This window comes from Halolamina salifodinae, from assembly GCF_017874235.1.
Classification (GTDB): Archaea; Halobacteriota; Halobacteria; order Halobacteriales; family Haloferacaceae; genus Halolamina; species Halolamina salifodinae.
The window spans coordinates 192,749-212,653 of sequence record NZ_JAGGLC010000003.1; the positions used below are offsets into that span (position 1 = coordinate 192,749).

A 19,905-nucleotide genomic window follows, 5' to 3' on the forward strand; every position below is an offset into this window, starting at 1 on the left:
GGGGTTCGACCCCACGGCTCTTAAGCGTTCATTTCCCCGCGCCCGCAAGCATGCGAATCAGTACCGAAGAACCGTCCGAAACCGGCCGTCTATCGCTCCCGGAACCCCGCCACACCCAGATCGTGCAGCGCGGCCGACACGTCCCCGACGCCCTCGCGGCGTTCGTCGTGGAGTTCGACCAGCCGTTCGCGCACCTCGGGGTGCTCGCGCGCCAGGATCTGGGCCGCGGAGAGCGCGGCGTTGTACGATTTCCCGGCGTCGACGGCCGTGATCGGTGCGCCGGTGGGCATCCCGATGACGGAGTCGACGGACTTCTCCTGAACCGGCACCCCAATCACCGGCAGCGGGAACGCGATTGAGGCGGTCATGTTCGGCAGGTCCGCGGACTTCCCGCCCGCGCCAGCAACCACTACGTCCAGTCCGCGCGCCTCGGCGGTCTCGGCGTAGGCGTACAGCAGGTCCGGCGTCCGGTGGGCCGAGACGACGTAGGACTCGTAGCTGAACCGTCCCTCCGGCGGGTCGGCGTGGTCAGTCTGCTCGGCGAAGCCCAGCGCATCCAGCGCGTCGAACGCGCCCTGCATGGTGTCGAGGTCCGAGTCCGAGCCCATGATCACCCCCACGTCGGGTGTCGATTCCTTCGGCCGCGCCGCGGCGGCGTCCGATTCGAGTCGCTCGATGAGGTCGGTGACTGAAGGCATGGTTACTGGAAGGTCAGCGAATCGCGCAGCGATTCGGCGGTTTCGAGGGCGGCCTGTGCCGCGGCGTCGGCGTCCGCGTCGCCGGAGAAATCCGTCTCGGTCACAGTGAGGTGGCCCATCTTCCGGAGCGGCCGTGCCTCGCGCTTGCCGTACCAGTGGAGGCTGGCGGTTGGCTCCGAGAGCACGGTTTCGACGCCAGACAGCGTCGCCTCCTTGGGAGCCTCGACATCGCCGAGAATGTTGGCAGACGCGGTGGGCGCAACCCGGTCGACAGGACCCAGAGGCCACCCCAGAACGGCCCGAACGTGCTGTTCGAACTGCGAGGTCGCGGCGCCCTCGATGGTCCAGTGCCCGGAGTTGTGGGGACGCGGCGCGATCTCGTTGACGACGATCTTGCCGCCGAGGTCGAACAGTTCGACGCCGAACACGCCGCGGCCGTCGAGCTGGTCCAGCACGTCTTCGACGACCTCGCGGGCGCGCTCCCGGGTCTCGTCGTCGACGCGGGGCGGCGAGACCGTCCCGCGAAGGATCTCCTCGCGGTGGATCGTCTCGGTTACAGGGAACACGCGCGTCTCGTCGTCCGCCCCGCGAACGCCGATAGCGGCCAGTTCGCGGTCGAAGTCGAGCAGTTCCTCGGCGACGGCATCGCCGGAACCGCTTCGCGCTTCGGGCTGGCTCGCGGGAGCATCGCTCCCGCGAACGTCGCCGCCGACGGTCTGGAGCACGTGCTCGGCGTTCTCGGTCTCGGTCACTGGCTCGTTTCCGCGGCCGTCGTAGCCGCCCTCACGGGCTTTCAGCATGACGCCGCCGAAGCGGTCGACGGCCGCCTCGACCGCTGTCGGGGTGTCGGCGGGGACGAACCGCGGGACGGGAATCTCCGCGCCCGCGAGCATCTCCTTCTCCCGGAGTTTGTCGCCCGTGACCGCCAGCGTCTCGGGGTCGGGGTGGACCGGCGTCCCGGTCTCGGCCCGGACTGTTTCGAGCAGGTCCGGGTCGGCGGTTTCGATTTCGTAGGTCAGTACGTCCGCGCGCTCGGCCAACTCTCGGACGGCCTCGGGGTCGTCGAGGTCGCCCTCGATCTGGTCGGTGACCCGTGCAGCGGGACAGTCGGGTGTCGGATCCAGCACGACCACGTCGACGCCCAGCGGCGACGCGGCCTCCCCGAGCATCCGCCCGAGTTGGCCGCCGCCGACGACGCCCAGCGTGGGGCCGGGTAGCGTGACGCTCATGCGCGACGCTTCCGGACGAGCGTGGATAAGTATTGCTCCATCGAGCGCGAGATAGGCACGTTCGTGGTCAGGCGCCGGCCGCGGCCAGCGCGTCCCGGTCGATGAACACGACGATCTCCTCACCCCAGAGTTTGAACGCGTGCTGGCGGGCCTCGTAGCCGTCGAGTTCGGCTTCGATCTCCCCGCGGGCGTCGTCGTGGGCGATCACGACTGGCGGCGCGCCCGTGAGCGCCTCGGCAGGCGGCGTGTCGGGTGCCGACGAGGTCACGTTGGCGCCGGCGCGCTCGAGGTACCACGGCAGCGGCAGTCGCGAGTGCCACGACGGCCCGCCGGGCGGGGGCTGGTTCAGACTCGATTCGTCGGCGACGTGGAACTGGACCCCGCCGCCCACGCTGGTGCCGTACAACAGCACGTCGGTGCCCGTGTTCTCCGCGGTGATGGCCTCCACGTCGGCCATCGCTGGCTGCAGGTCGTTGCTCGGCTGGGCCCACTGGAGCACCTGTTTGTCCTCCTCGGCGCTGCTGTTCCAGTAGTCGACGTTCAGACCGACGACGCCGACGGCGCCGCTGGTGAGTAGCAACGCAGCGACCAACACGGGCACCGTGAGATCGGCGCTCGGCGCCCCTTCGTCGGCGATCCGGCGGATTGCCTCGGAGAGCGTCTCGTCGCCGGTGGTGATCCCGCGCTCGACGATGTCGACCAGCGAGGCAGCGCCGACGGCGGCCGGAATCGTCAGCGGGAGCACGATGTGGTAGGCGGCCCACGGCGCCTGAATGTCGGTCGCGATTGGGTAGCCGATCACGCTCGCGGCGGCCCAGTAGAGCGTGAACGACACCAGCGCGCGCCGCCGGGGATCTGTGCCGGCGACGCCGTAGCCGTCGGTGAGGTAGCCCGCCAGCGCCAGCCCCAGCAGGACCGGCGCGCCGAAGGCCAGCGTCTCCAGAATGTCGTGGAAGAACGCGAGGTAGGAGCGGTCGCCCCCGTCGCGCTCCAGCCACACGTCGATTAGCTGTTCGCCGGTGTCGACAGTCGCGGTGAGCGTCACGTCGATCAACCCGGAGAGCGAGGAGAGCGCGTTCCACGCCTCGGGCCGCGGCGCGTACATGACGACGGTTATCGCGAGGAACGTCGCCGCCAGTCCCGCGAGGACGCCGCCGGCCCAGACGGGGTACGGGACGGTTCCGGATCGCTCCGCGAGCCAGTTCCGGGTCGCCGCGAGGTCGGCTCGCACGCGTTCGGCGAGGCTCGCTTTGGACTCAGTCTCGCCACCCGTCGCCGCCCGGACGAGTCGGTGGTCGTAGCAGACCGCGGCCGCGCCGCCGAAACAGAGCACGTACAGCAACGCGTTCTCCTTGCTCGCAAACGCCAGCGCCATCGACGCCGCGGCCGCGAACGCCGGCGCCAGCCGTCGGGTGTCGGACGCCCGCACGAGCAGCGCGAACGACGCGAACGCGAACGCGCCCACCAGCGGGTCCGAGCGCATGAACCGCGAGTAGTAGAGCAGCAACGGCTGCACTGTCAGCAGCAGGCCGAGCGCGACCGTCTCGCGGCCGTCGAGGTGGCGCCGGAGCAGCCACGCGGTGAGCGGGAGGGCTGCGGTGATGACCGCGATTGGGAATCGTGCCCAGAAGTCAGTCGCCGGAACGACGTGAAACAGCAGCGCGTCGACGTGCTGGATGAACGGCCCGTGGATGATCGGCCGGTAGGCGAACTCCCCGGTCTCGTGGTAGCGCAGGATCCAGTAGCCCACGCGGCCCTCGTCCCAGTGGAAGATGCGGCCGCCGAGGCCGAACAGGCGCAGCAGCAGCGAGACCACCGAGAGGCCGAGCAGCGCCCGGAAGGCGCGCGCGCCGGCCCGGTCCTCGCCGCTCGGCTCCCCCTGCTGCGCCGGTGACATGCGCGGTCGTTCCGACCCGAGGCATGAAGGTTTGTGGGTTCCGTGCCGGGCACGCCTCAGCGTCACCCACACGCTCTCTCGGGGTTACACCGGACCCGTCGGTGGTGACGAGTGGACCATTTCTTGATCAGTCGTCCCCGACCGTGATTACGGGGATGTCGGCGGTCCGGACCGTCTTCTCGGCGACGCTGCCGAGCAGCACGCGCTCGATGCCCTGCCGGCCGGTGGCGCCCATCACAATAGCGTCGAGTTCCTCGCGGTCGACGATTTCGCGGATCACCTCGTCCGGGTCGCCCGTCTCGAGGTGGGTCGTCACCTCGTCGACGCCGCGGGACTCGGCGGCTTCGACTACTTTGTCGACTGCCGCCTGTGAAGTCCGCTTCCCGTCGCCGACGGCCTCGCCCGCGTTCGCGAGCAGCGAGTCGTCGGTGGCCGAGACGACGTGGACCGACGCGCCGAGTTCGGCCGCGAAGTCGAGGCCGTGGCGGGCCGCCCGGAGCGCGGCCTCACTCCCGTCGGTCGGGAGCAGCAGATCGTCGTAGGGGAACGCGAAACCCTCCGACTCGATGGGTGCGGTGAGTACCGGCATCGACGCGAGACGGACGACCTTCCCGGTGACGCTGCCCAGCAGGTAGCGCGAGAGCCCCTCGCGACCGTGGGTCGGCATCGCGATCAGGTCGTGGCCCTCGCGTTCGGCGTAGTCGACGATGGTCCGGGCCGGCGTCCCCTGCTGGACGCTGGTGCTGTAGTCGACGCCCAGCGAGTCGAGCACGTCGGCCGCCTCGGCGACGACGTCCTCGCCCTCGCCGACGAGCACGTCGATCAGGTCGCCGTCGGCGACGGTGACGCTGTCACGGGTGGTGTCGGCGACGAAGAGCAGTTCGACGCTGGCGTCGTCCCACGTGGCGAGTTCGGCAGCGTGGTAGAGCAGGCTGCTCTCCACGGCCGCCTCGTCAACGGGGAGGAGGATCCGGTCGTACATGGCCCCGGGTTGGAGCGGGAGCCGGTAAGAGGTTCGGGCTAGCCGTGACTGACGCCGTCGCGGTCGTCGGCGTCCTTCCGGCGGACCGCGGCCTGCGCGTTGCTGGCGTCGTAGCCGAAGAACACCTCGTTCGCGTACGTCTCGGCCACCTCGGCGGCGTGGATCAGGTCGTCGACGTCCACGTCGACGGCGTACAGTTCGATGGAGAAGGGCGTCCCGGCCTCGGGCGTCTCGGGTGACCAGCCAAGCAGGTCCTGAAAGCCCGAGGCGATGCTCTCCAGCCAGTAGGTCGTCGAGTAGTGGGTGTCGTACAGCGGCACGACGAACTCGTCGACGTATGCAGAGAGTAGCGAGAGGTCGAGGCCGGCGCGGTCGAACAGGTGGCCCGGGTAGGGATCGGGGTAGAGGGTGAGGTACGTCTTCCCCGGGATGCGCTCGCTGGCTTCTTCGACGAACTCGGTGATGACGCTCCCGCGCCAGTCCATCCGGTCGTCGTAGTCGCTCTCAGCGAACAGTCGCTCACAGCGGTCACACCGGCAGTACTCGGCGCGCGGGAACCCGACATCGTCGAGGCGCACGTCCTCGTTGGCGGCGGCGCAGTCCGAGATGGTCTCCAGTAGCCCCTCGCGGTAGCCCTCGTGGGTCGGGCAGACGTACGCCCAGTCGAAGTAGGGCTGTTCGCGGGTCGCCCGGTTCCCCTCGCCGTCGACGGGCACCAGCTCCGGGCTGGACTCGCCGGCGGCGTTGTCGCCGAAGCAGGAGACCATATTCACCGCCTCGGGCAGCGGTTCGGCCGCCCGGCCGGTCACGTCTTTCACCTCGTAGAACCCCCGGTCGAACGCCGGCCACTCCACCTCTTCGGCGTTGCGCGTGACGACCCCGTACATGCCTCTGGGGAAGGTGCGGGCCGGGGTAAGTGGTTCGCTCCCGGCGGGGGAGCGGGAGAACCGCCGTCGGTGGGACACGCCGACGGCGGAGTGTTCGTAGCCGAGACACGAAGGTCTCGACGGAACTCGCCGTCGCGGTTATACACGCCGACGGCGGAGTGTTCGTAGCCGAGACACGGAGGTCTCGATGGAACTCGCCGTCGCGGTTACTCGCTCTCGACTTCGACTTCCACCGGCTCGGCGTCACTGCCGACGAGGAAGTAGACGATGGTGACGAACGCGAACACGAGCATGACTTTGGCTTTCGTGGACATAGACGCCTCTTCGGGCAACTGGCTCATAAAGCCGCCGACGGCGACTCAGAGCTGGTCCCGAGCGTAGTCGTCGACGGCCAGCGCCTCTGTCCGATCCGTGGTGAAAAACCCCTCCCAGACGCCCGACTCGTCCTGAATCGCCAGGAGTGCTAGCGGCTCCGGCCCCGCCGGACGCTCCGCGCCCGACGGCCGGTGAACCACGAACCACGAGTCGCGGTAATCGGTCGACTCGCCGGCGTGGACAGTTACGCTCAAGTCCGCTGCCCGCTCGGCGCCGCCGTCGTCGACGCCGTAGACGTGCGTGTCGACGCCGCTCTCGGCCAGCCGGCGGTAGACGCGCTGGGTCCCCTCCTCGTCGATGATCCGGGAGAGCTTCTGGAACGACGCCCGATGGGTGCCGTCACCGTGCTCCCACGCGACCCGTTCGATGTGTCTGGAGACGGCGATCAGCAGGAGTTTCTCCTTGTCGGACTGGGGGTAGCCCCGGAGCCGGAACTGCACTCCCTGGAGCCCCGTGATCACGTCCGGGAGGTTCGTCTCTTCGAGGTCCGTCGAGCCGGTGATGAACGCGTCGGAGTTCGTGAACAGCAGCGACTCCGCGACTGCCGACAGCGACGACTGGGCGAGCACCTCCCCCTCGCCGTCCAGCAGCAACACCGTGTCCTCCGGCAGCCCCTCGACGGTCGTCTCGTCGACGCCCACCGACTGCTCGGCGAACAGCCCCGACAGCATCGACATGAGCTGTTCGGGCTGGCTCCGGTTGGCGAGCACCAGCGCTCGCTCGGCGCCCTCGTGGGCGTCGACGAACCGTTGGAGTGACATCCGACGGACGGTTCTCCGCTCGGCTACATATTCCCTTCGGCAGATCTCCCCCCGGCACAACAGCTATCCGAGAGGCGACGGGAATGCCGATATGTCCCTCCAGCCTGCCAGCCTCCCGCGTTCCCTGATTGGTCCCACGACGCTCGCCGTGTTCTCCCTCCTCGGTGCCGCCGTCGCGCTGGCGGAGTGGGGAGTTCTCCCGGACGCGACCCGGATCCTCGGCGCCCCGGCGCTTGCGGCCGCGCTGCTGCTCGATACGTTCCTCTACAACGAGTTCCTGATCCGGACCGGCCCGTGGGTCTGGGCCGAGATCTACGCGTTTCTCTACGTCGAAGCAGCCGTCGTCGCCGCAATCGTCCACCGAATCCGGCGCTACTGGCGCGAGCCAGTGGCCGCCTGATCAGTTCTCGCGTTCGAGTGCCGCGAGGATCGGCTCCAGTTTCAGGCCGACCTCCTCCCACTCGGCCGCGGGGTCGCTGTCGGCGACGATGCCGTTGCCCGCGAACAGCGTCGCCCGGCGCCCGCCCGCGACGGCCGAGCGAATGCCGACCGCGAACTCGCCGTCGCCGCTGGCGTCGAACCAGCCGACGGGGGCGGCGTACCAGCCGCGCTCGAACGTCTCCGTCTCGCGGATCACGCGCTCTGCGGTCTCTGGTGGGAGCCCACCCACGGCGGGCGTGGGGTGGAGCGCATCGACGAGATCCAGCACGTGCGCGTCGCCGTCCAGATCGGCCTGAATCGGCGTGTGGAGATGCTGGACGGTCGCCAGTTTTCGGACGCCCTGCTCGGCGACGGTTACCTCACCCAGCGGGGCGAGGTGCTCCTCGATGGCCTCGGCGACCAGCGCCTGCTCGTGCTGGAGTTTCTCGCTGTCGAGCAGCGAGTCCGCGAGCGCGGCGTCCTCCTCGGGCGTGTCGCCGCGGGCGACCGTGCCCGCGAGCGCCTCCGTCTCCGCGTGGTCGCCGTCGAGGCGGACCAGCCGTTCGGGCGGGACGCCGAAGAAGCCCGCCTCGTCACTCGGTTGGATGAGGAAGCGGAAGCAGTCGGGGTAGGACCGGCGCAGACGTTCGAGCGTGTCCGAGACGACGACCTCCTCCTCCAGCGTGACCGCCAGTGCGACCGCCAGCACGACCTTCCGCAGGTCGCCCTGCTCGATACGCTCGATGGCGGCCTCGATGCCGGCGGCCCACTCGGCCTCGGTGGTGGTGCGACGGCTGGCGACGACGCCCGGTGGCTCGCCAACGGGGCGCATCGCGGGGAGGTCGTCGATCTCGGCCGCAGCGGCGTCGAGATCCCGCGCTAGCGCCGCCTCGTCGCCGTCGCAGCGCGCGACCGTCAGGTGGGTCGCTTCGTCGGTCCGGACCAACTGGATCCGGGGGAGCACAAACGTCGCCGGCGGGAACCCCTCCCACGGCGGCGCCGGATCGTGGTCGTCGTGGAACGCGCCGCCGCCGAAGAAGCGCGGGCGGGCGGCGCCATCCGGCATCCCTGCCCTCTCGAACGTCGTCTCGGCGGCGTCCCGGATCGCTTCGAAGCGCTCGGCGCCTTCGCCGGTCAGGCGTGCCGCCTCGCCCGCGCCGACGACTTCCAGTCCGTCGGGCGCGGCCCAGTGAACACGCGGCGCTCCCCGGCCGGCGAGGAACGCGCGGAACGAGACGTCCGGCACCTCACGGCTCCGGGCGACGAGCGTCGTCTCTGCCGGGTCGCCCCCGGCCTGCCGCGGTGACTCCATCTACCCCTCTTTCTCGCGGGGCGGCCCTAACTGTACCGCTCCTCGTTCCAGGGGTTCGCGCTGTCGGAGTAGCCCCGCTTCTCCCAGTAGCCCAGTTCGCGCTCGGTGAGGAACTCCACGCCCTTCACCCACTTCGCCCCCTTGTAGGCGTACTTGTGGGGCGTCACCACGCGCAGCGGGCCGCCGTGGTCCGCGGGCAGTGCCTCGCCGTCGAACCCCCAGACGAACATGACCTCCCGGCGGTCACACTCCGCCAGCGAAAGGTTCGTCGTGTAGCCGTCGTGGGCGTGGAACATGACGTGGGTGGCGTCGTCCTCTACCCCGACGGCGTCGGCCAGTTCGGGGAACGGGAGGCCGGTGAACTCGCAGTCGAACTTCGACCAGCCAGTCACGCAGTGGAAGTCCTGAATCTGGGTCTCGGGCGCCAGCGCGCGGAACTCCTCAGCCGAGAACTCCCGTTCGTCATCCACGGCGCCGGTGACGGAGAACGTCCAGCCGTCGTCGACGTTCGGCGTGTTCCCCTTCGACAGCACCGGGAAGCTCTCGGTGAGTCGCTGGCCCGGCGGGAGTCGCTCCTCGCCGAACTCCTGGTGGAGGTCGGTCACGTCCGTACTCATACTCGAAGGGAGTCGGTCCGCTCACGTATGGCTATCGGATCCGGCCCGTCGAGGGGTTGATCGGCGTGTTGGGGGCCGCAGGCGGGTCGTTCGGCGGCGCACGTCGCGCCAACGAGCTTTTATAGCCCGTGGGCCAAACTCCCCTGACAGATGCCGAAGGTCGATCTCACCGTCCCCGAACACCTGGAGATGCAGATCGCACAGCTCGTCGAGCAAGGCGAGTTCGTCGACCGCAACGATGCGGTCGAAGAGCTGCTCTCGACAGGACTGAAAGCCTACAAAACAAGCGGCCCGATGGACGACGAGGAGCCCGAGTTCGAGGACGAGGGCATGATGGGCCACGAGGACGAGTACGTCTTCTAACCCGACGTTTTTGCGGCCGTGTTCGCGACAGCCAGCCGCGCGGCCGCCGACCGCCCGCGTGTGTGCGAGTCGCCCCCAATAACGTTTAACCCCCGGAACCGCGTGGTTTGGGTATGCACAAGGACGAACTGCTCGAACTCCACGAACAGATGGTGATCATCATGGAGAACTTCCGGGAGCGTGAGGACGTCGAAACCGGGACGTTCGACGAGTACGACAAACTCGACGTCGACCCCTCACACGTCCATAAATCGAAGAGCGAGCACAAACACGCCGTGTTCGTGCTGGGTAACGCACTCGCCTCGGCGATGAGCGACGACGAGTTCTCCTCGGCGGGCCGCATCGGCAAGCGCATGCAGGAACTGGCCGAGGACGCCGAGAGCCGCCTGTAGATGGCCGACCGGACTCGGCTGGCCCGCGCCCGCCGGGTTGCAGACCTCCTGGATTCGGCGTTCACGATCCCCCAGATCGGCAAGATCGGGCTCGACGGTCTGCTGGGCCTGCTGCCGATTGTCGGCGACTGGGCCACCGCGGTCCCCGCGCTCTACATCGTCTATCAGGGCTCCCGACTGGGCGTCCCGAAACACGCCGTCGCGTGGATGCTGCTGCTGGTGTTCGTCGACGCCGCCGCCGGTAGCGTGCCGGTGGTCGGCGATCTGCTGGACATCGTCTGGAAGGCGAACCAGCGCAACGTCGCGCGCATCGAGCGCCACGTCGCCTAACTACAGCGTTCTGGACATCCGGTGGGACGGCCCCATCGCGTTGATCACCGAGAACCCGGCGCGGCCGTAGAACCGCTGGATATCCCGTTTCCAGGCCTCGACCGAGAGCCAGACGTACTGGACCCCCTCTTCTTGCGCGTGGCCGAGTCCGGCAGCCATGAGTCGCCCGCCGATCCCGGCACGCTGGTACTCCTGGTGGACGAAAACGGCGAGTTCGTGGCGTCCGGTCCCGTCGGGGACGAAGCTGACGTGCCCCACCACGCGGTCCCGGTGGCGCGCGACCACGTTTACCTCCGCCAGAAGGTCCGGTAGCCAGTTCCGGATGGCGTCGGCGCCGATGGGTGGGGTGCCCTGTGCACGCTGCTCGGGGTCGAACGTGTCGTACATCTCCACGAGGGCCTCGAAATCAGCCGCTCGGTACGGCCGGATCTGCACCTCTCGCTCGCGGGCGTCGACGAACGCCATCGGCGGGTTCTCCGGGCGGATCCGTTCACCCCGGAAGCGTGAGACGACCCGACCGACGATCCGGCGTAGCGTGGTGATCACTCGGGCACCTCCTGTGGTACGTACCCACATAGATCGAGCCCAATAAACACCGGTGGCGGTCTCCCCCGGAACTAAGCCCCGGCAGCCACTCCCGGGAGCCATGGACGCCGCCCTCATCAGCGAGAAAGTCACGCAGGCCCGCGACGCCGTCGCCGACAGCGACGCCGACGCGTGGCTCATCTTCTGCCGCGAGACGACCGAGATCGACGAACCAGCGCTGCCGTACGTGCTGGGGTTCGACGTGGTTTGGCCGACTGCGGTCGTGATCGGGCCCGAAGACTCCACGGTGATCCTCGGCCAGCACGACGCCCCGCCGGCAGAAGAGCTAGGGGTACACCGGGTCCGACCCTACGACGAGTCGATCCGAGACGACCTGCAAGAGACGCTCGCCGGGATGGACGCCGACACAGTGGCCATCGACGTAGACCGCGACGACGTGGTCGCCGACGGCCTGACGCTGGGGATGTACCGCCGGCTGGAGGATCTGCTCCCCGACCGGGAGTTCGTCGGCGCCGGCGACATCGTCCGCGACGTGCGCGGGATCAAGTCCGAGACCGAACACGAGCGCATCGAGGCCGCCGCCGAGACGACGCTTGACCTACTCTCGAATCTGGCCGACGAGTGGACGCCCAAGAGGACCGAGGCCGACGCGGCCGACTACCTCCACGAACGGATGCGCGAGGCGGGCTACGGTAGCGCGTGGTCGTGGGACGCCTGCCCGACGGTCCACGCCGGCGGCGACGCCGAAGTCGGGCACACCCACCCCGGCGACCGAACCGTCCCCGAGGGCGAACTGCTCCACGTCGATTTCGGCGTCGTGAAAGACGAGTACGCCGCGGACCTCCAGCGGCTCTGGGTCAACGGCGAGCCGAGCGATGGGCTCCAGCAGGCGTTCGAGGACGTCCGCGCAGCCATCGAGGCCGGCCGCGAGGTGCTCGAACCGGGCGCTGTCGGACACCGCGTTGACGCCCGCGCCCGCGCCGAACTCGTCGCCCGGGACCGCGACCTGTTCGATCACGCGTTCGGGCATCAGGTGGGCCGCAGCGCCCACGACGGCGGCCTGCTGCTCGGCCCGGAGTGGGACCGATACGGCGAGTCCGTCGAGGGCGAGGTCCGTGCGGGCGAGGTGTACACCCTCGAGTTGGGCCTCGAGACCGAATGGGGCTACGTGGGGCAGGAGGAGATGGTTCGCGTCACGGCGGACGGCACTGAGTTCGTCGTCGACCCCCAGACGGAGTTGTGGCGGCTGTCGGCGTAGGTCGGCTATCGTTGTCGGCGAGCCCGGAAACATCGGTGGTGTCAAGGTTTATGGTCGTGTAGGTGAATCGATCCGTGAATGCCGCAGGGCAGCCCAGACGCGTCGCGACGACGGTTTCTCGGATCGATCGGCGCCGGAATCGCTGTACTCGGCGGACTCCGGTCGGCGGTTGGCACCGCCCGCGGCGCCGACCCGGTTCGGCCGGCGGAGTACCGCTGGGACCTCCACCCCGAACGCGAGGAAGCGCGCCGGAGCACGCTGTCCGAGTACGTCGACGACGTCGGTCCGCTCGTGGAGGAGCATCCGGCCTTCGAGTACGACACTGAACGTGCGGGCGACGACCACGGGATCGATTTCGCGGCGTTAGATCTCTTCCGCGAGCGGAACTACGAGCAGTACGCCGAGCAGTGGCAGATGGACCGCATCGTCGAGGCGTTCGACGACCCCGACGCGTTCGAGACAGCCAAGACCGAGCGGTTCTACGCCGCGCGAGAGGACGCCCCGCGCAACTGGGACCAGGAGGCGTGGCGCAACGCGGATAGTTTCGGGGAGTCGCTCGACTACGCCCACAGCCTGCTCATCTCCATCGACCACAACCTCCGGGACTCCCGGTTTGGCTCGTTCACCGCGATGCTCCGGGAGGCGTACCGCCGCTACCACCCGGCCTACGAGCCGCTCGCATGGACGTTTCGGATGGACACGGACATCTTCGCCACCAGTCGAGCCAAGGGCTGGGTGGGTCTCGTCTACTCCTCGACGGCGGACGAACTCCGGGCGTTCGTGCTGCAGCCGGACCGGCGAATCGGTACCGGCGGCTCGCGGCAGTTGCACCCGCGCATCGAGAACTGGCCCGTGACCGACGACCCGGACGGCGATAGGGGCTACATGAGCCCGAACAACCTCGCCCACCCGCTCCTGTTCCACACCGAGGGGTGGAGCCGGAGGTGGAGCTTCCCGACAGCGAAGACCCGCGCCACCCAGATGGTGAGTCATATCGCGACCGACCCCGTCCGGAGCCACTACGACCGCGAGGGGCGGGTCGAAATCACGACCGGCTTCCTCACACAGCTGACCCGGACGCTGCTCACGTACAACGACAACGACGCCGAGTTCGCCCACCTCCGCCAGCTCTCGAAGGTGATGGAGCTCGCCCGCGAGCTCGGCGGGAGCTACGTCGTCGACCTGCCGCCGGGGAGCGACGGCTACGACGGCGTCTTCGGCGGCGACTTCGCCGTCTACGAGGTCGGGTACGACTACGTCCTCGATCTCGTGGCACGGGACGGCGAGCGCCAGTTCGACACGTTCGGCGAGACCTACGGACTCGACGCCGACGCGACCGGGACGCAACAGGGCCCCGCCTCGCGGCGGGAGGGGTGGTAGCGTGGTCTCGTTCAGAGCCGCTGCTGCCCTGTTGGTCGTGCTCTCACTGTCCGCGGGCGTCGTCGGCGCCACGAGCGCGGTCGGCCTCGACGGCGACCACATCCCGGCGTTCACCGAACTCGATGACGGAACCGACCCGCTCGCGACCGACACGGACGGCGACGGCCTGGACGACCGACGGGAGAAGACGTACGGGACCGATCCGACCGACCCCGACACGGACGGCGACGGCCTCGAGGACGGGCCGGAGATCAAAGAGTACGACAGCGATCCGCACGAACCGGACACGGACGGCGACGGCCTCGAGGACGGCCCGGAAGTCCACGAACACGGCTCGGACCCGACCGTCGTCGACACCGACGAGGACGGCCTCGACGACCCGGCCGAAGTGAACGACCACGGGACCGACCCGGCGGCGGCCGACACGGACGAGGACGGGCTGAACGACAGCGCTGAGATCGACGCCGGCGCCGACCCGACGGTCGCCGATACCGACGAGGACGGCCTCGATGACGGCCCGGAAGTGAACGAGTACGGATCGGACCCGACTGCGGTCGACACGGACGGCGACGGTCTCGAGGACGGCCCGGAGGTCCACGAGTACGGAACGGATCCGGCGGCGGTCGACACGGACGGCGACGGGCTTGACGACCCCGAGGAACTCGACGGGCCGACCGATCCAACCGTGGCCGACACGGACGACGACGGTCTCCCGGACGGCGCGGAACTCGACCGCGGGACCGACCCCCTGGAGAGCGATACCGACGGCGACGGGGTGGACGACGGGCCCGAAGTCACCGAGTACGGCAGCGACCCGACGGCCGTCGACACCGACGGCGACGGGCTGACTGACGACGAGGAAGTGAATGACTACGGCACGAACCCGACCCGTGTCGACTCGGACTTCGACGGCCTCGACGACCCCGAGGAGGTCGACGGGCCGACCGATCCGCTGAAAAGTGACACCGACGGCGACGGGCTATCGGACAGCCGGGAGCTCGAGATCGGGACCGATCCCCGGGATCCCGGTACGGACGGCGACGGCATCCCGGACGGCGCCGAGGTGAACCAGCCCGAACTGTTCCCCGACGCCGACCCGCTCCGGACGGATATCTACGTCGAGGTCGACACCGTCGAGGGGATGGCCGTCCCGGACGATGCGCTGGACCGCATCGAGGAGCAGTACGCCGACGCCCCCGTCGACAACCCTGACGGGTCGACGGGGATCAGCCTCCACTTCGTCGTCAGCAACACCAGTCTACCTGACTCAGACCAGTTCGACGAGAGCAACTGGTACGACCTCCGGCGCGACCACTTCGACAACGACGGGAAGGGGTACCACCACCTCCTGCTCGTCGACGATGCGGGGCTTACGGGTAACGGGGGCCCTGCGGCCGGCCTCGCGGACGGGGAGCGCGCGTTCATGATCGTCACGCAACAGCGCTCAGAGAGGACGACCGGGTCGGTCGTCATGCACGAACTCGGCCACTCGGTCGGACTGTGGCCCGCCGATCACGACGGGATCGACTCCGAAAGGTACGGCGCCGAGGCGTACCCCAGCGTGATGAACTACAACAGTGCCGAGGACTCCTACGACTACTCCACCGGCGACGCCGGCCCGAACGACTTCGACGACTGGGGCCACATCGAGGAGCATCTCTACGTCCCGAACACGGGCCTGATCGACGTTACGGGCTACGAGGCGGCGGGGTAGCCCGACTCCGCTTCTCCCCCCTCGGTACCGGACCGCCTTGTCGGGAGCCACAGCTATATGCCGCCGTGAGCGAACCCTGTGGTACTACTGATCATGCGCCGCATCGCCGAGAGCGTCGAGGCCGCCCGCGCGGAGTTCCGCGGCGACGGCCGCGGCTGGTCGGTCGTCGCCGTCGCCCTCGGCTGGGCGATGATCGTCGGCACCATGCTCTCGGTGCCGGCGGTGCTGCCGTTCGTCCGCGCGGAGTTCACGGTGAGCAACACTCAGGCCGGCCTCGCGGTCACCGCCATGTGGCTGGTGTACGGCGCCTGCCAGTTCCCGATGGGGCTGCTCACCGATCGGGTGGGCGAGCGCCGGATGCTGCTGGGTGCGATGGCGCTCGGCGCCGCCGTGGCGGCCGCGTTCGCCGTCTCCCCGACGTTCCCGGTGTTCGCTGCCAGCGCGGCGCTGTTCGGCATCGTCGGCGGCCTGTTCGCGACGCCGCGCGTGACGCTGCTCTCCCGGGCGTACCCCGAGAACAGCGGTACCGCCATCGGCGTCGTGATGGCCGTCGGCAACGCTGGGTCGTCGCTCCTCCCGGCGGGGGTGGGACTGCTCGCCGCCGCGGTCGGCTGGCGGGCCGGCTTCGGCCTGGAGATCCCGCTGTTCCTCGTCGCCTTCGGCGCGCTCTGGCTGTCGATCCCGGGCCGACGGCCGGCCGAGCGGGTGTCGGACGATAAGCCGCTCGGCGAACTGGTGCCGCGCGTGCTCGCGGCGGTCAGACAGCGCGAGATCCTGCTGGTGACCGCCGCGGTCACGCTGACGTTCTTCACGTTCCAGGGGATGACCGCCTTCCTCGCGACGTATCTGGTCGCGGAGAAGGCGATCGGCGACAGCACCGCCGCACTACTGTACGGTGGGCTGTTCGCCGTCGCGGCGATCACCCAGCCACTGGCCGGCCGGATCGCCGACCGAACCGCCAAGCGGGCCGTGTTGGTCGCGATAACCGGCGTCTACGCCGTGCTCCTCGTGGCGCTCGTCGTCAGCGGGGAACGGCTGGTACTCGGGGCGGTCGTCGTCCTGCTCGGCACCCAACGCGGCGCCACGCCGGTCGCGACGTCGTATATCGTGGCCGCGCTGCCGGCGGAGATCCGCGGCAGCGGCTACGGACTGCTCCGCACCGTGTTCACCACGGTCTCCTCGTCGGCGGCCGTCGTCGTCGGCGTCTTCGCCGACGCGGCGCTGTTCGACGCCGCGTTCCTCCTGCTTTCGGTGATGGCGGCGCTGGCGACTGGCTGCTACCTGCTGCTCCCGTCAGCCGAGCTTTGAAGTCCAATCGCGGCGGTACTCTCGCCATGACCCTCTCGCCGGCCCTGCAGTTCGGGGCCGTCCCGTGGGCGCTGTTCCAGCGCCTGTTCGTCCTCCTCGCGCTGCTGGCGGGCCTCGCGCTCGCGCTGTTCCTCGACGGCGGTCGAGTCACCCGACGCCTCCGCAGGCGGTTCGTGTTCGGGGTCCCGTGGGGGAGCCTCGTCACCGTACTGGGGGTGCTCGCGGTGTATCTGTTCCTGCAGGGCGGCTTCTGGCACTGGTACCGGCCGCTGGTGATCCCGTTCCGCGCGTGGTCCTACTTCGACCCGCTGGGGATGGTCGTCGCCGGCTTCGCCCACGCCGGCCCAGCGCACCTGCTGGGGAACCTCTTCGGCGCGCTCACGCTCGCGCCCATCGTCGAGTACACGGTCGGCCACTACCCGCCTGACGGCCCGCGTCTCGCACCGGCGACGACGCTCCGTGAGCGCCTCGACGCGCTCCGCCGGGATCCAGTGATCCGCGCCGCGGTGCTGTTTCCCCTCGGCGTCGCCGTCGTCGGCGTCCTGTTGACCCTGTTCACTATCGGCGCCGTGATCGGCTTCTCCGGCGTCGTGTTCGCGTTCGCCGGCTTCGCGCTCGCACGCTACCCGCTCGCGACGGTGCTGGCGCTGGTCGGCTCGGACGTGCTGAACCTCGTCTACAACGCGCTCCAGCGCCCCACGACCACGGCGTCCGGCCGGTCGACGTTCGTGACGCCGTGGTGGGCCGACATCGCCATCCAGGGCCACGCAATCGGACTCCTCGCCGGGGTCGTGCTCGGCGCCGCCCTCCTCCGGCAGCGCGACGCCGGCCGACCCACCGCCCTGCGACTCTGGATCGGCGGGCTACTCCTCGCGAGTAGCCAGTCGCTCTGGGCAGTGTACTGGTACCGCGGCGGCACGGAGTACGTGCTCTACCGCGCGGCCGGCCTTGGCCTCGTCGCGCTGGCCGCGACGCTGATCGTCGTCGCCGTCGTCGGCCCCGACAGGCGGTTGCTCCCGGTCGACCCCTCGGATGTCGCCGACGCCGCTGATCGACTCCGCGACCTCTCGGTTCGGCAAGTCGGCGTCGCCGCGCTGGTGGTCATCGCGGCGCTCCTCTCGGGCCCTGCGGTGGCGGTGAACTTCGCCGCGGCCGAGGGCGACCTGCCCGGGGAGCCAGCGAGCGTTGACGGCTACGAGGTCACCTACGCCGAGGGGGTGCCCGACGGGATGGTGTCGGCCATCCCGTTCTCGGCGTTCGGTGAGACCACGCAGGTCACCACCTCGGGGATGATCGTCGCTAACCCCGACCGGGAGATCTGGCAGACTGTCGTCCCGAAGGGCAGACTCGCCGCGAACGGCCGCGCGACGGTCGTCGTCGGCGGTGTCGGCTGGCGGGACACGGTGACCGCGGTCCGCCAGGGATGGAGCGCCGTCGGCGGCGGCACAGCCTATCGAGTCAGGCTGGAACACGACGGCGAGCGGCGGACGGTCTACACCTCCGAGCCGGTACAGGCGGAACCGCGCGTCGCCGGCCAGAACGTCTCGGTCGCGGCCGAGAACGACTCGTTCTACCTGATCGTGAGCGAGAACAACGAGACGGTTCGGCGGCCGCTCCCGGAGCGAAACGAAACAGTGACGGTGCGGAACGTCACCTACGTCGGCGGCGACGGCCGGGTGATCGCGACCCACGACGGGACGCAGGTCACGGTAGTTCGGGTCGAGCGCTACAACTGAGTCGCCCGGTCGCCGGCGTAGGCTGCCGCCAGTTCGTCGAGGCGCTCGTGGCGCTCGACGGTGTGGGGCGCCGTCAGCGGCGAGACGCTGATCTCCCCGTCGACGACGGCGCGGCGGTCGGTCCCCTCCTCGTCGGGGATGTTGCCGGTCTGCATCCGCTGCCAGACCTCGTCCTCGAGCCGCAGCGTCTCGCCGTCGAACTCCGCGCTCATGGCGTACAGCGGCGAGGGTTCGGTGACGGTCATCGGCGGCCGCTCCGGGGCGTCATCGGGTGCGGGCGCGTTGACGTTGAGGTAGTCCGCGCGGTCGAACACGTCGGACTCCGAGGCGTGGTCGACGAGGTAGGCTGCGGCCTCGCAGGCGTCCCCGTAGGTCTCCTTCGGCGGCGTGAGGTTCTCGAACTCCTCGTCGGCGGTGGTCGGGACGTACTGCGAGACGGCGATTGCCGGCACGTCGAAGAAGGTCGCCTCGACGGCCGCCGAGACGGTCCCCGAGCGCCCCATCACGTACGAACCGAGGTTCGCGCCCTTGTTACAGCCAGCGACGACCATGTCGGCGTCGGGACAGAGTGCCTCGATGCCGGCGATGACACAGTCGACTGGGGTCCCCTCGACGGCGTAGCCGAGGTCGTACTCGTGGACTGTGGCCTCGAACGAGCGCGCGCGGCCGACGGCGCTCTGGTTCGAGTACGGCGCCACCGCAACCGGATCGCCCACCTCCTCCAGCGCCTCGTAGAGCGCCCGGAACCCCGGGCTCTCGATCCCGTCGTCGTTGGTCACCAGAATGCGTGGCTCGCTCATGTCCGCCGATGCGTCGGAACCGGGGTTAAGCAGTTCGACTCGGGGCGGGCCGGGACAGCAAGCCCGGGCTCAGGGTTCGTACTGCGACGCCACGCCGTCGATCACCGGCGCGATGTCGGCCAGCGAATCGATCACGTAGTCCGGCGTCACATCGGACCGCGCGAGGCGCGCGTCATTGGTCACGCCCGAGCGGACGAGCACCGTCGTCATCCCGGCGTCGGCGCCCAGCGCGATGTCGGTGTCGAGGCGGTCACCGATGACCAGACACTCAGCAGGGTCACAGTCGAGGCGCTCGAGCGCGAGCCGTCGGGTGATCTCGTGGGGCTTCCCGAGCACGGCGTCGGGGTCGCGCTCCGCGGTGCCGGCGACCGCGGCGATCATCGCGCCCGACCCGGGAACGTTGCCCTCCGCGGCCGGGATCACGGCGTCCGGATCGGTGCCGACGATGGGCAGATCCCGACCGCGGATCGTCCGCGTCGCGGCCGCGAGCGTGTCGTAGTCGAACGAGCGGTCGATGGAGACCACCGCCACGTCGGCGGCCTCGGCGGCCTCGGCGGCGTCCTCATCCGCGGCCCAGACATCGAACCCCGCGCGCTCCAACTGCTCGCGGACGCCGGGGTCGCCGACGAGGTAGACGGTCTCGTCAGGGTGGTGACGCCGCAGGTACTCGACGGTGCTCGTCGCGGCCGTGATGATCTCGTCGGGCGCGGCGTTGATGTCCGCCGCCCGGAGTTTCTCGGCGTACGCCTCCGGCGGCCGGGTGGGGTTGTTGGAGACGAACAGCCGTCGGATCGACCGCGAATCGAGCGCGGTCAGGCCGGTCTCGGTGCCGGGGAGCGCCTGCTCGCCGCGCACGACCGTCCCGTCCACGTCGAGGATGGCGCCGCTGTAGGTCATGCG

The 19,905-nt window shown here is 69.6% G+C and carries 20 protein-coding genes and 2 pseudogenes; 11 read left to right on the plus strand and 11 right to left on the minus strand.

The features are described from left to right. Positions 1–89: 89 nt before the first annotated feature. The 6 genes from purE to J2753_RS07990 all read right to left on the minus strand — a co-directional run bounded on the left by purE (position 90) and on the right by J2753_RS07990 (position 6,829). The gene (gene purE / locus J2753_RS07965; protein ID WP_209491409.1) at positions 90–698 is read right to left on the minus strand and encodes a 5-(carboxyamino)imidazole ribonucleotide mutase; all 609 of its coding nucleotides are present in this window, start codon (positions 696–698) and stop codon (positions 90–92) included. A gap of 2 nt (positions 699–700) precedes the next feature. Continuing rightward, on the minus strand, positions 701–1,927 hold the full coding sequence (locus J2753_RS07970; RefSeq protein ID WP_209491410.1) for a 5-(carboxyamino)imidazole ribonucleotide synthase: 1,227 nt from the start codon (positions 1,925–1,927) through the stop codon (positions 701–703). A 67-nt stretch (positions 1,928–1,994) separates the two neighbouring features. Then, the gene (locus tag J2753_RS07975; protein WP_209491411.1) at positions 1,995–3,824 is read right to left on the minus strand and encodes a flippase activity-associated protein Agl23; all 1,830 of its coding nucleotides are present in this window, start codon (positions 3,822–3,824) and stop codon (positions 1,995–1,997) included. A 127-nt stretch (positions 3,825–3,951) separates the two neighbouring features. Further along, positions 3,952–4,806 (minus strand): universal stress protein, encoded by an 855-nt coding sequence (locus J2753_RS07980; RefSeq protein WP_209491412.1) that lies wholly within the window; start codon positions 4,804–4,806, stop codon positions 3,952–3,954. A gap of 38 nt (positions 4,807–4,844) precedes the next feature. Next, positions 4,845–5,693: a hypothetical protein gene (locus J2753_RS07985; protein WP_209491413.1), complete on the minus strand. Its 849-nt coding sequence runs from the start codon at positions 5,691–5,693 to the stop codon at positions 4,845–4,847. Positions 5,694–6,052: 359 nt separating this feature from the next. Continuing rightward, positions 6,053–6,829, minus strand: a complete 777-nt coding sequence (locus J2753_RS07990; protein ID WP_209491414.1) for a DICT sensory domain-containing protein — start codon at positions 6,827–6,829, stop codon at positions 6,053–6,055. 91 nt (positions 6,830–6,920) lie between these two features. Here J2753_RS07990 and J2753_RS07995 point away from each other — a divergent pair, with 91 nt between their 5' ends. Then, positions 6,921–7,229, plus strand: coding sequence for a hypothetical protein (locus J2753_RS07995; protein ID WP_209491415.1), 309 nt, complete (start codon positions 6,921–6,923; stop codon positions 7,227–7,229). Here the strand turns inward: J2753_RS07995 and J2753_RS08000 are convergent, their stop codons facing one another. Then, a complete protein-coding gene (locus J2753_RS08000) occupies positions 7,230–8,561 on the minus strand; it encodes an isochorismate synthase (protein WP_209491416.1) in 1,332 nt (443 codons plus the stop codon). 26 nt (positions 8,562–8,587) lie between these two features. Further along, positions 8,588–9,178 carry a sulfite oxidase-like oxidoreductase gene (locus J2753_RS08005; protein ID WP_209491417.1) on the minus strand — a complete coding sequence of 197 codons (591 nt, stop codon included), beginning with the start codon at positions 9,176–9,178 and terminating at the stop codon, positions 8,588–8,590. A gap of 150 nt (positions 9,179–9,328) precedes the next feature. Between J2753_RS08005 and J2753_RS08010 the strand changes: the two genes are divergently transcribed. The 3 genes from J2753_RS08010 (at position 9,329) to J2753_RS08020 (ending at position 10,263) form a co-directional block, all read left to right on the plus strand. Further along, a complete protein-coding gene (locus J2753_RS08010) occupies positions 9,329–9,541 on the plus strand; it encodes a DUF7120 family protein (RefSeq protein WP_209491418.1) in 213 nt (70 codons plus the stop codon). A gap of 113 nt (positions 9,542–9,654) precedes the next feature. Beyond that, the gene (locus J2753_RS08015; RefSeq protein ID WP_209491419.1) at positions 9,655–9,933 is read left to right on the plus strand and encodes a UPF0058 family protein; all 279 of its coding nucleotides are present in this window, start codon (positions 9,655–9,657) and stop codon (positions 9,931–9,933) included. Beyond that, positions 9,934–10,263 carry a DUF4112 domain-containing protein gene (locus tag J2753_RS08020; RefSeq protein WP_209491420.1) on the plus strand — a complete coding sequence of 110 codons (330 nt, stop codon included), beginning with the start codon at positions 9,934–9,936 and terminating at the stop codon, positions 10,261–10,263. It abuts the gene before it with no gap. Here the strand turns inward: J2753_RS08020 and J2753_RS08025 are convergent, their stop codons facing one another. Beyond that, positions 10,264–10,809, minus strand: a complete 546-nt coding sequence (locus J2753_RS08025) for a GNAT family N-acetyltransferase (protein ID WP_209491421.1) — start codon at positions 10,807–10,809, stop codon at positions 10,264–10,266. Between the two features lie 100 nt (positions 10,810–10,909). Here J2753_RS08025 and J2753_RS08030 point away from each other — a divergent pair, with 100 nt between their 5' ends. From J2753_RS08030 to J2753_RS08050, 7 genes and pseudogenes are all read left to right on the plus strand, one after another. Continuing rightward, positions 10,910–12,067 carry a M24 family metallopeptidase gene (locus J2753_RS08030; protein WP_209491422.1) on the plus strand — a complete coding sequence of 386 codons (1,158 nt, stop codon included), beginning with the start codon at positions 10,910–10,912 and terminating at the stop codon, positions 12,065–12,067. Positions 12,068–12,145: 78 nt separating this feature from the next. Further along, positions 12,146–13,447 carry a hypothetical protein gene (locus J2753_RS08035; protein ID WP_209491423.1) on the plus strand — a complete coding sequence of 434 codons (1,302 nt, stop codon included), beginning with the start codon at positions 12,146–12,148 and terminating at the stop codon, positions 13,445–13,447. A 100-nt stretch (positions 13,448–13,547) separates the two neighbouring features. After that, positions 13,548–14,264: pseudogene (locus tag J2753_RS14780) on the plus strand (hypothetical protein); the annotation flags it as partial. A 12-nt stretch (positions 14,265–14,276) separates the two neighbouring features. Next, positions 14,277–14,468 (plus strand): annotated as a pseudogene (locus J2753_RS14785) (hypothetical protein); the annotation flags it as partial. Then, positions 14,451–15,161: a hypothetical protein gene (locus J2753_RS14790; RefSeq protein ID WP_379810982.1), complete on the plus strand. Its 711-nt coding sequence runs from the start codon at positions 14,451–14,453 to the stop codon at positions 15,159–15,161. The pseudogene J2753_RS14785 and the gene J2753_RS14790, both read left to right, overlap by 18 nt. Before the next feature lie 78 nt (positions 15,162–15,239). Further along, positions 15,240–16,469, plus strand: coding sequence for an MFS transporter (locus tag J2753_RS08045; RefSeq protein WP_209491425.1), 1,230 nt, complete (start codon positions 15,240–15,242; stop codon positions 16,467–16,469). A gap of 26 nt (positions 16,470–16,495) precedes the next feature. After that, positions 16,496–18,205: a rhomboid family intramembrane serine protease gene (locus J2753_RS08050; RefSeq protein ID WP_209491426.1), complete on the plus strand. Its 1,710-nt coding sequence runs from the start codon at positions 16,496–16,498 to the stop codon at positions 18,203–18,205. On the opposite strand, the gene surE is transcribed toward J2753_RS08050, so the two are convergent. Both surE and J2753_RS08060 read right to left on the minus strand, forming a co-directional pair. Then, positions 18,196–19,005 carry a 5'/3'-nucleotidase SurE gene (surE, locus tag J2753_RS08055; RefSeq protein ID WP_209491427.1) on the minus strand — a complete coding sequence of 270 codons (810 nt, stop codon included), beginning with the start codon at positions 19,003–19,005 and terminating at the stop codon, positions 18,196–18,198. The genes J2753_RS08050 and surE overlap by 10 nt on opposite strands. A gap of 69 nt (positions 19,006–19,074) precedes the next feature. Further along, positions 19,075–19,902 carry an HAD-IIA family hydrolase gene (locus J2753_RS08060; RefSeq protein WP_209491428.1) on the minus strand — a complete coding sequence of 276 codons (828 nt, stop codon included), beginning with the start codon at positions 19,900–19,902 and terminating at the stop codon, positions 19,075–19,077. Positions 19,903–19,905: the final 3 nt, after the last annotated feature.

Excerpts from the sequence above, each read along its gene's own strand:
- purE (WP_209491409.1), bottom strand. The coding sequence starts at position 698 with ATGCCTTCAGTCACCGACCTCATCGAGCGACTCGAATCGGACGCCGCC.
- J2753_RS07970 (WP_209491410.1), bottom strand. The coding sequence starts at position 1,927 with ATGAGCGTCACGCTACCCGGCCCCACGCTGGGCGTCGTCGGCGGCGGC.
- J2753_RS07975 (WP_209491411.1), bottom strand. The coding sequence starts at position 3,824 with ATGTCACCGGCGCAGCAGGGGGAGCCGAGCGGCGAGGACCGGGCCGGC.
- J2753_RS07980 (WP_209491412.1), bottom strand. The coding sequence starts at position 4,806 with ATGTACGACCGGATCCTCCTCCCCGTTGACGAGGCGGCCGTGGAGAGC.
- J2753_RS07985 (WP_209491413.1), bottom strand. The coding sequence starts at position 5,693 with ATGTACGGGGTCGTCACGCGCAACGCCGAAGAGGTGGAGTGGCCGGCG.
- J2753_RS07990 (WP_209491414.1), bottom strand. The coding sequence starts at position 6,829 with ATGTCACTCCAACGGTTCGTCGACGCCCACGAGGGCGCCGAGCGAGCG.
- J2753_RS07995 (WP_209491415.1), top strand. The coding sequence starts at position 6,921 with ATGTCCCTCCAGCCTGCCAGCCTCCCGCGTTCCCTGATTGGTCCCACG.
- J2753_RS08000 (WP_209491416.1), bottom strand. The coding sequence starts at position 8,561 with ATGGAGTCACCGCGGCAGGCCGGGGGCGACCCGGCAGAGACGACGCTC.
- J2753_RS08005 (WP_209491417.1), bottom strand. The coding sequence starts at position 9,178 with ATGAGTACGGACGTGACCGACCTCCACCAGGAGTTCGGCGAGGAGCGA.
- J2753_RS08010 (WP_209491418.1), top strand. The coding sequence starts at position 9,329 with ATGCCGAAGGTCGATCTCACCGTCCCCGAACACCTGGAGATGCAGATC.
- J2753_RS08015 (WP_209491419.1), top strand. The coding sequence starts at position 9,655 with ATGCACAAGGACGAACTGCTCGAACTCCACGAACAGATGGTGATCATC.
- J2753_RS08020 (WP_209491420.1), top strand. The coding sequence starts at position 9,934 with ATGGCCGACCGGACTCGGCTGGCCCGCGCCCGCCGGGTTGCAGACCTC.
- J2753_RS08030 (WP_209491422.1), top strand. The coding sequence starts at position 10,910 with ATGGACGCCGCCCTCATCAGCGAGAAAGTCACGCAGGCCCGCGACGCC.
- J2753_RS08035 (WP_209491423.1), top strand. The coding sequence starts at position 12,146 with ATGCCGCAGGGCAGCCCAGACGCGTCGCGACGACGGTTTCTCGGATCG.
- J2753_RS08050 (WP_209491426.1), top strand. The coding sequence starts at position 16,496 with ATGACCCTCTCGCCGGCCCTGCAGTTCGGGGCCGTCCCGTGGGCGCTG.
- surE (WP_209491427.1), bottom strand. The coding sequence starts at position 19,005 with ATGAGCGAGCCACGCATTCTGGTGACCAACGACGACGGGATCGAGAGC.
- J2753_RS08060 (WP_209491428.1), bottom strand. The coding sequence starts at position 19,902 with ATGACCTACAGCGGCGCCATCCTCGACGTGGACGGGACGGTCGTGCGC.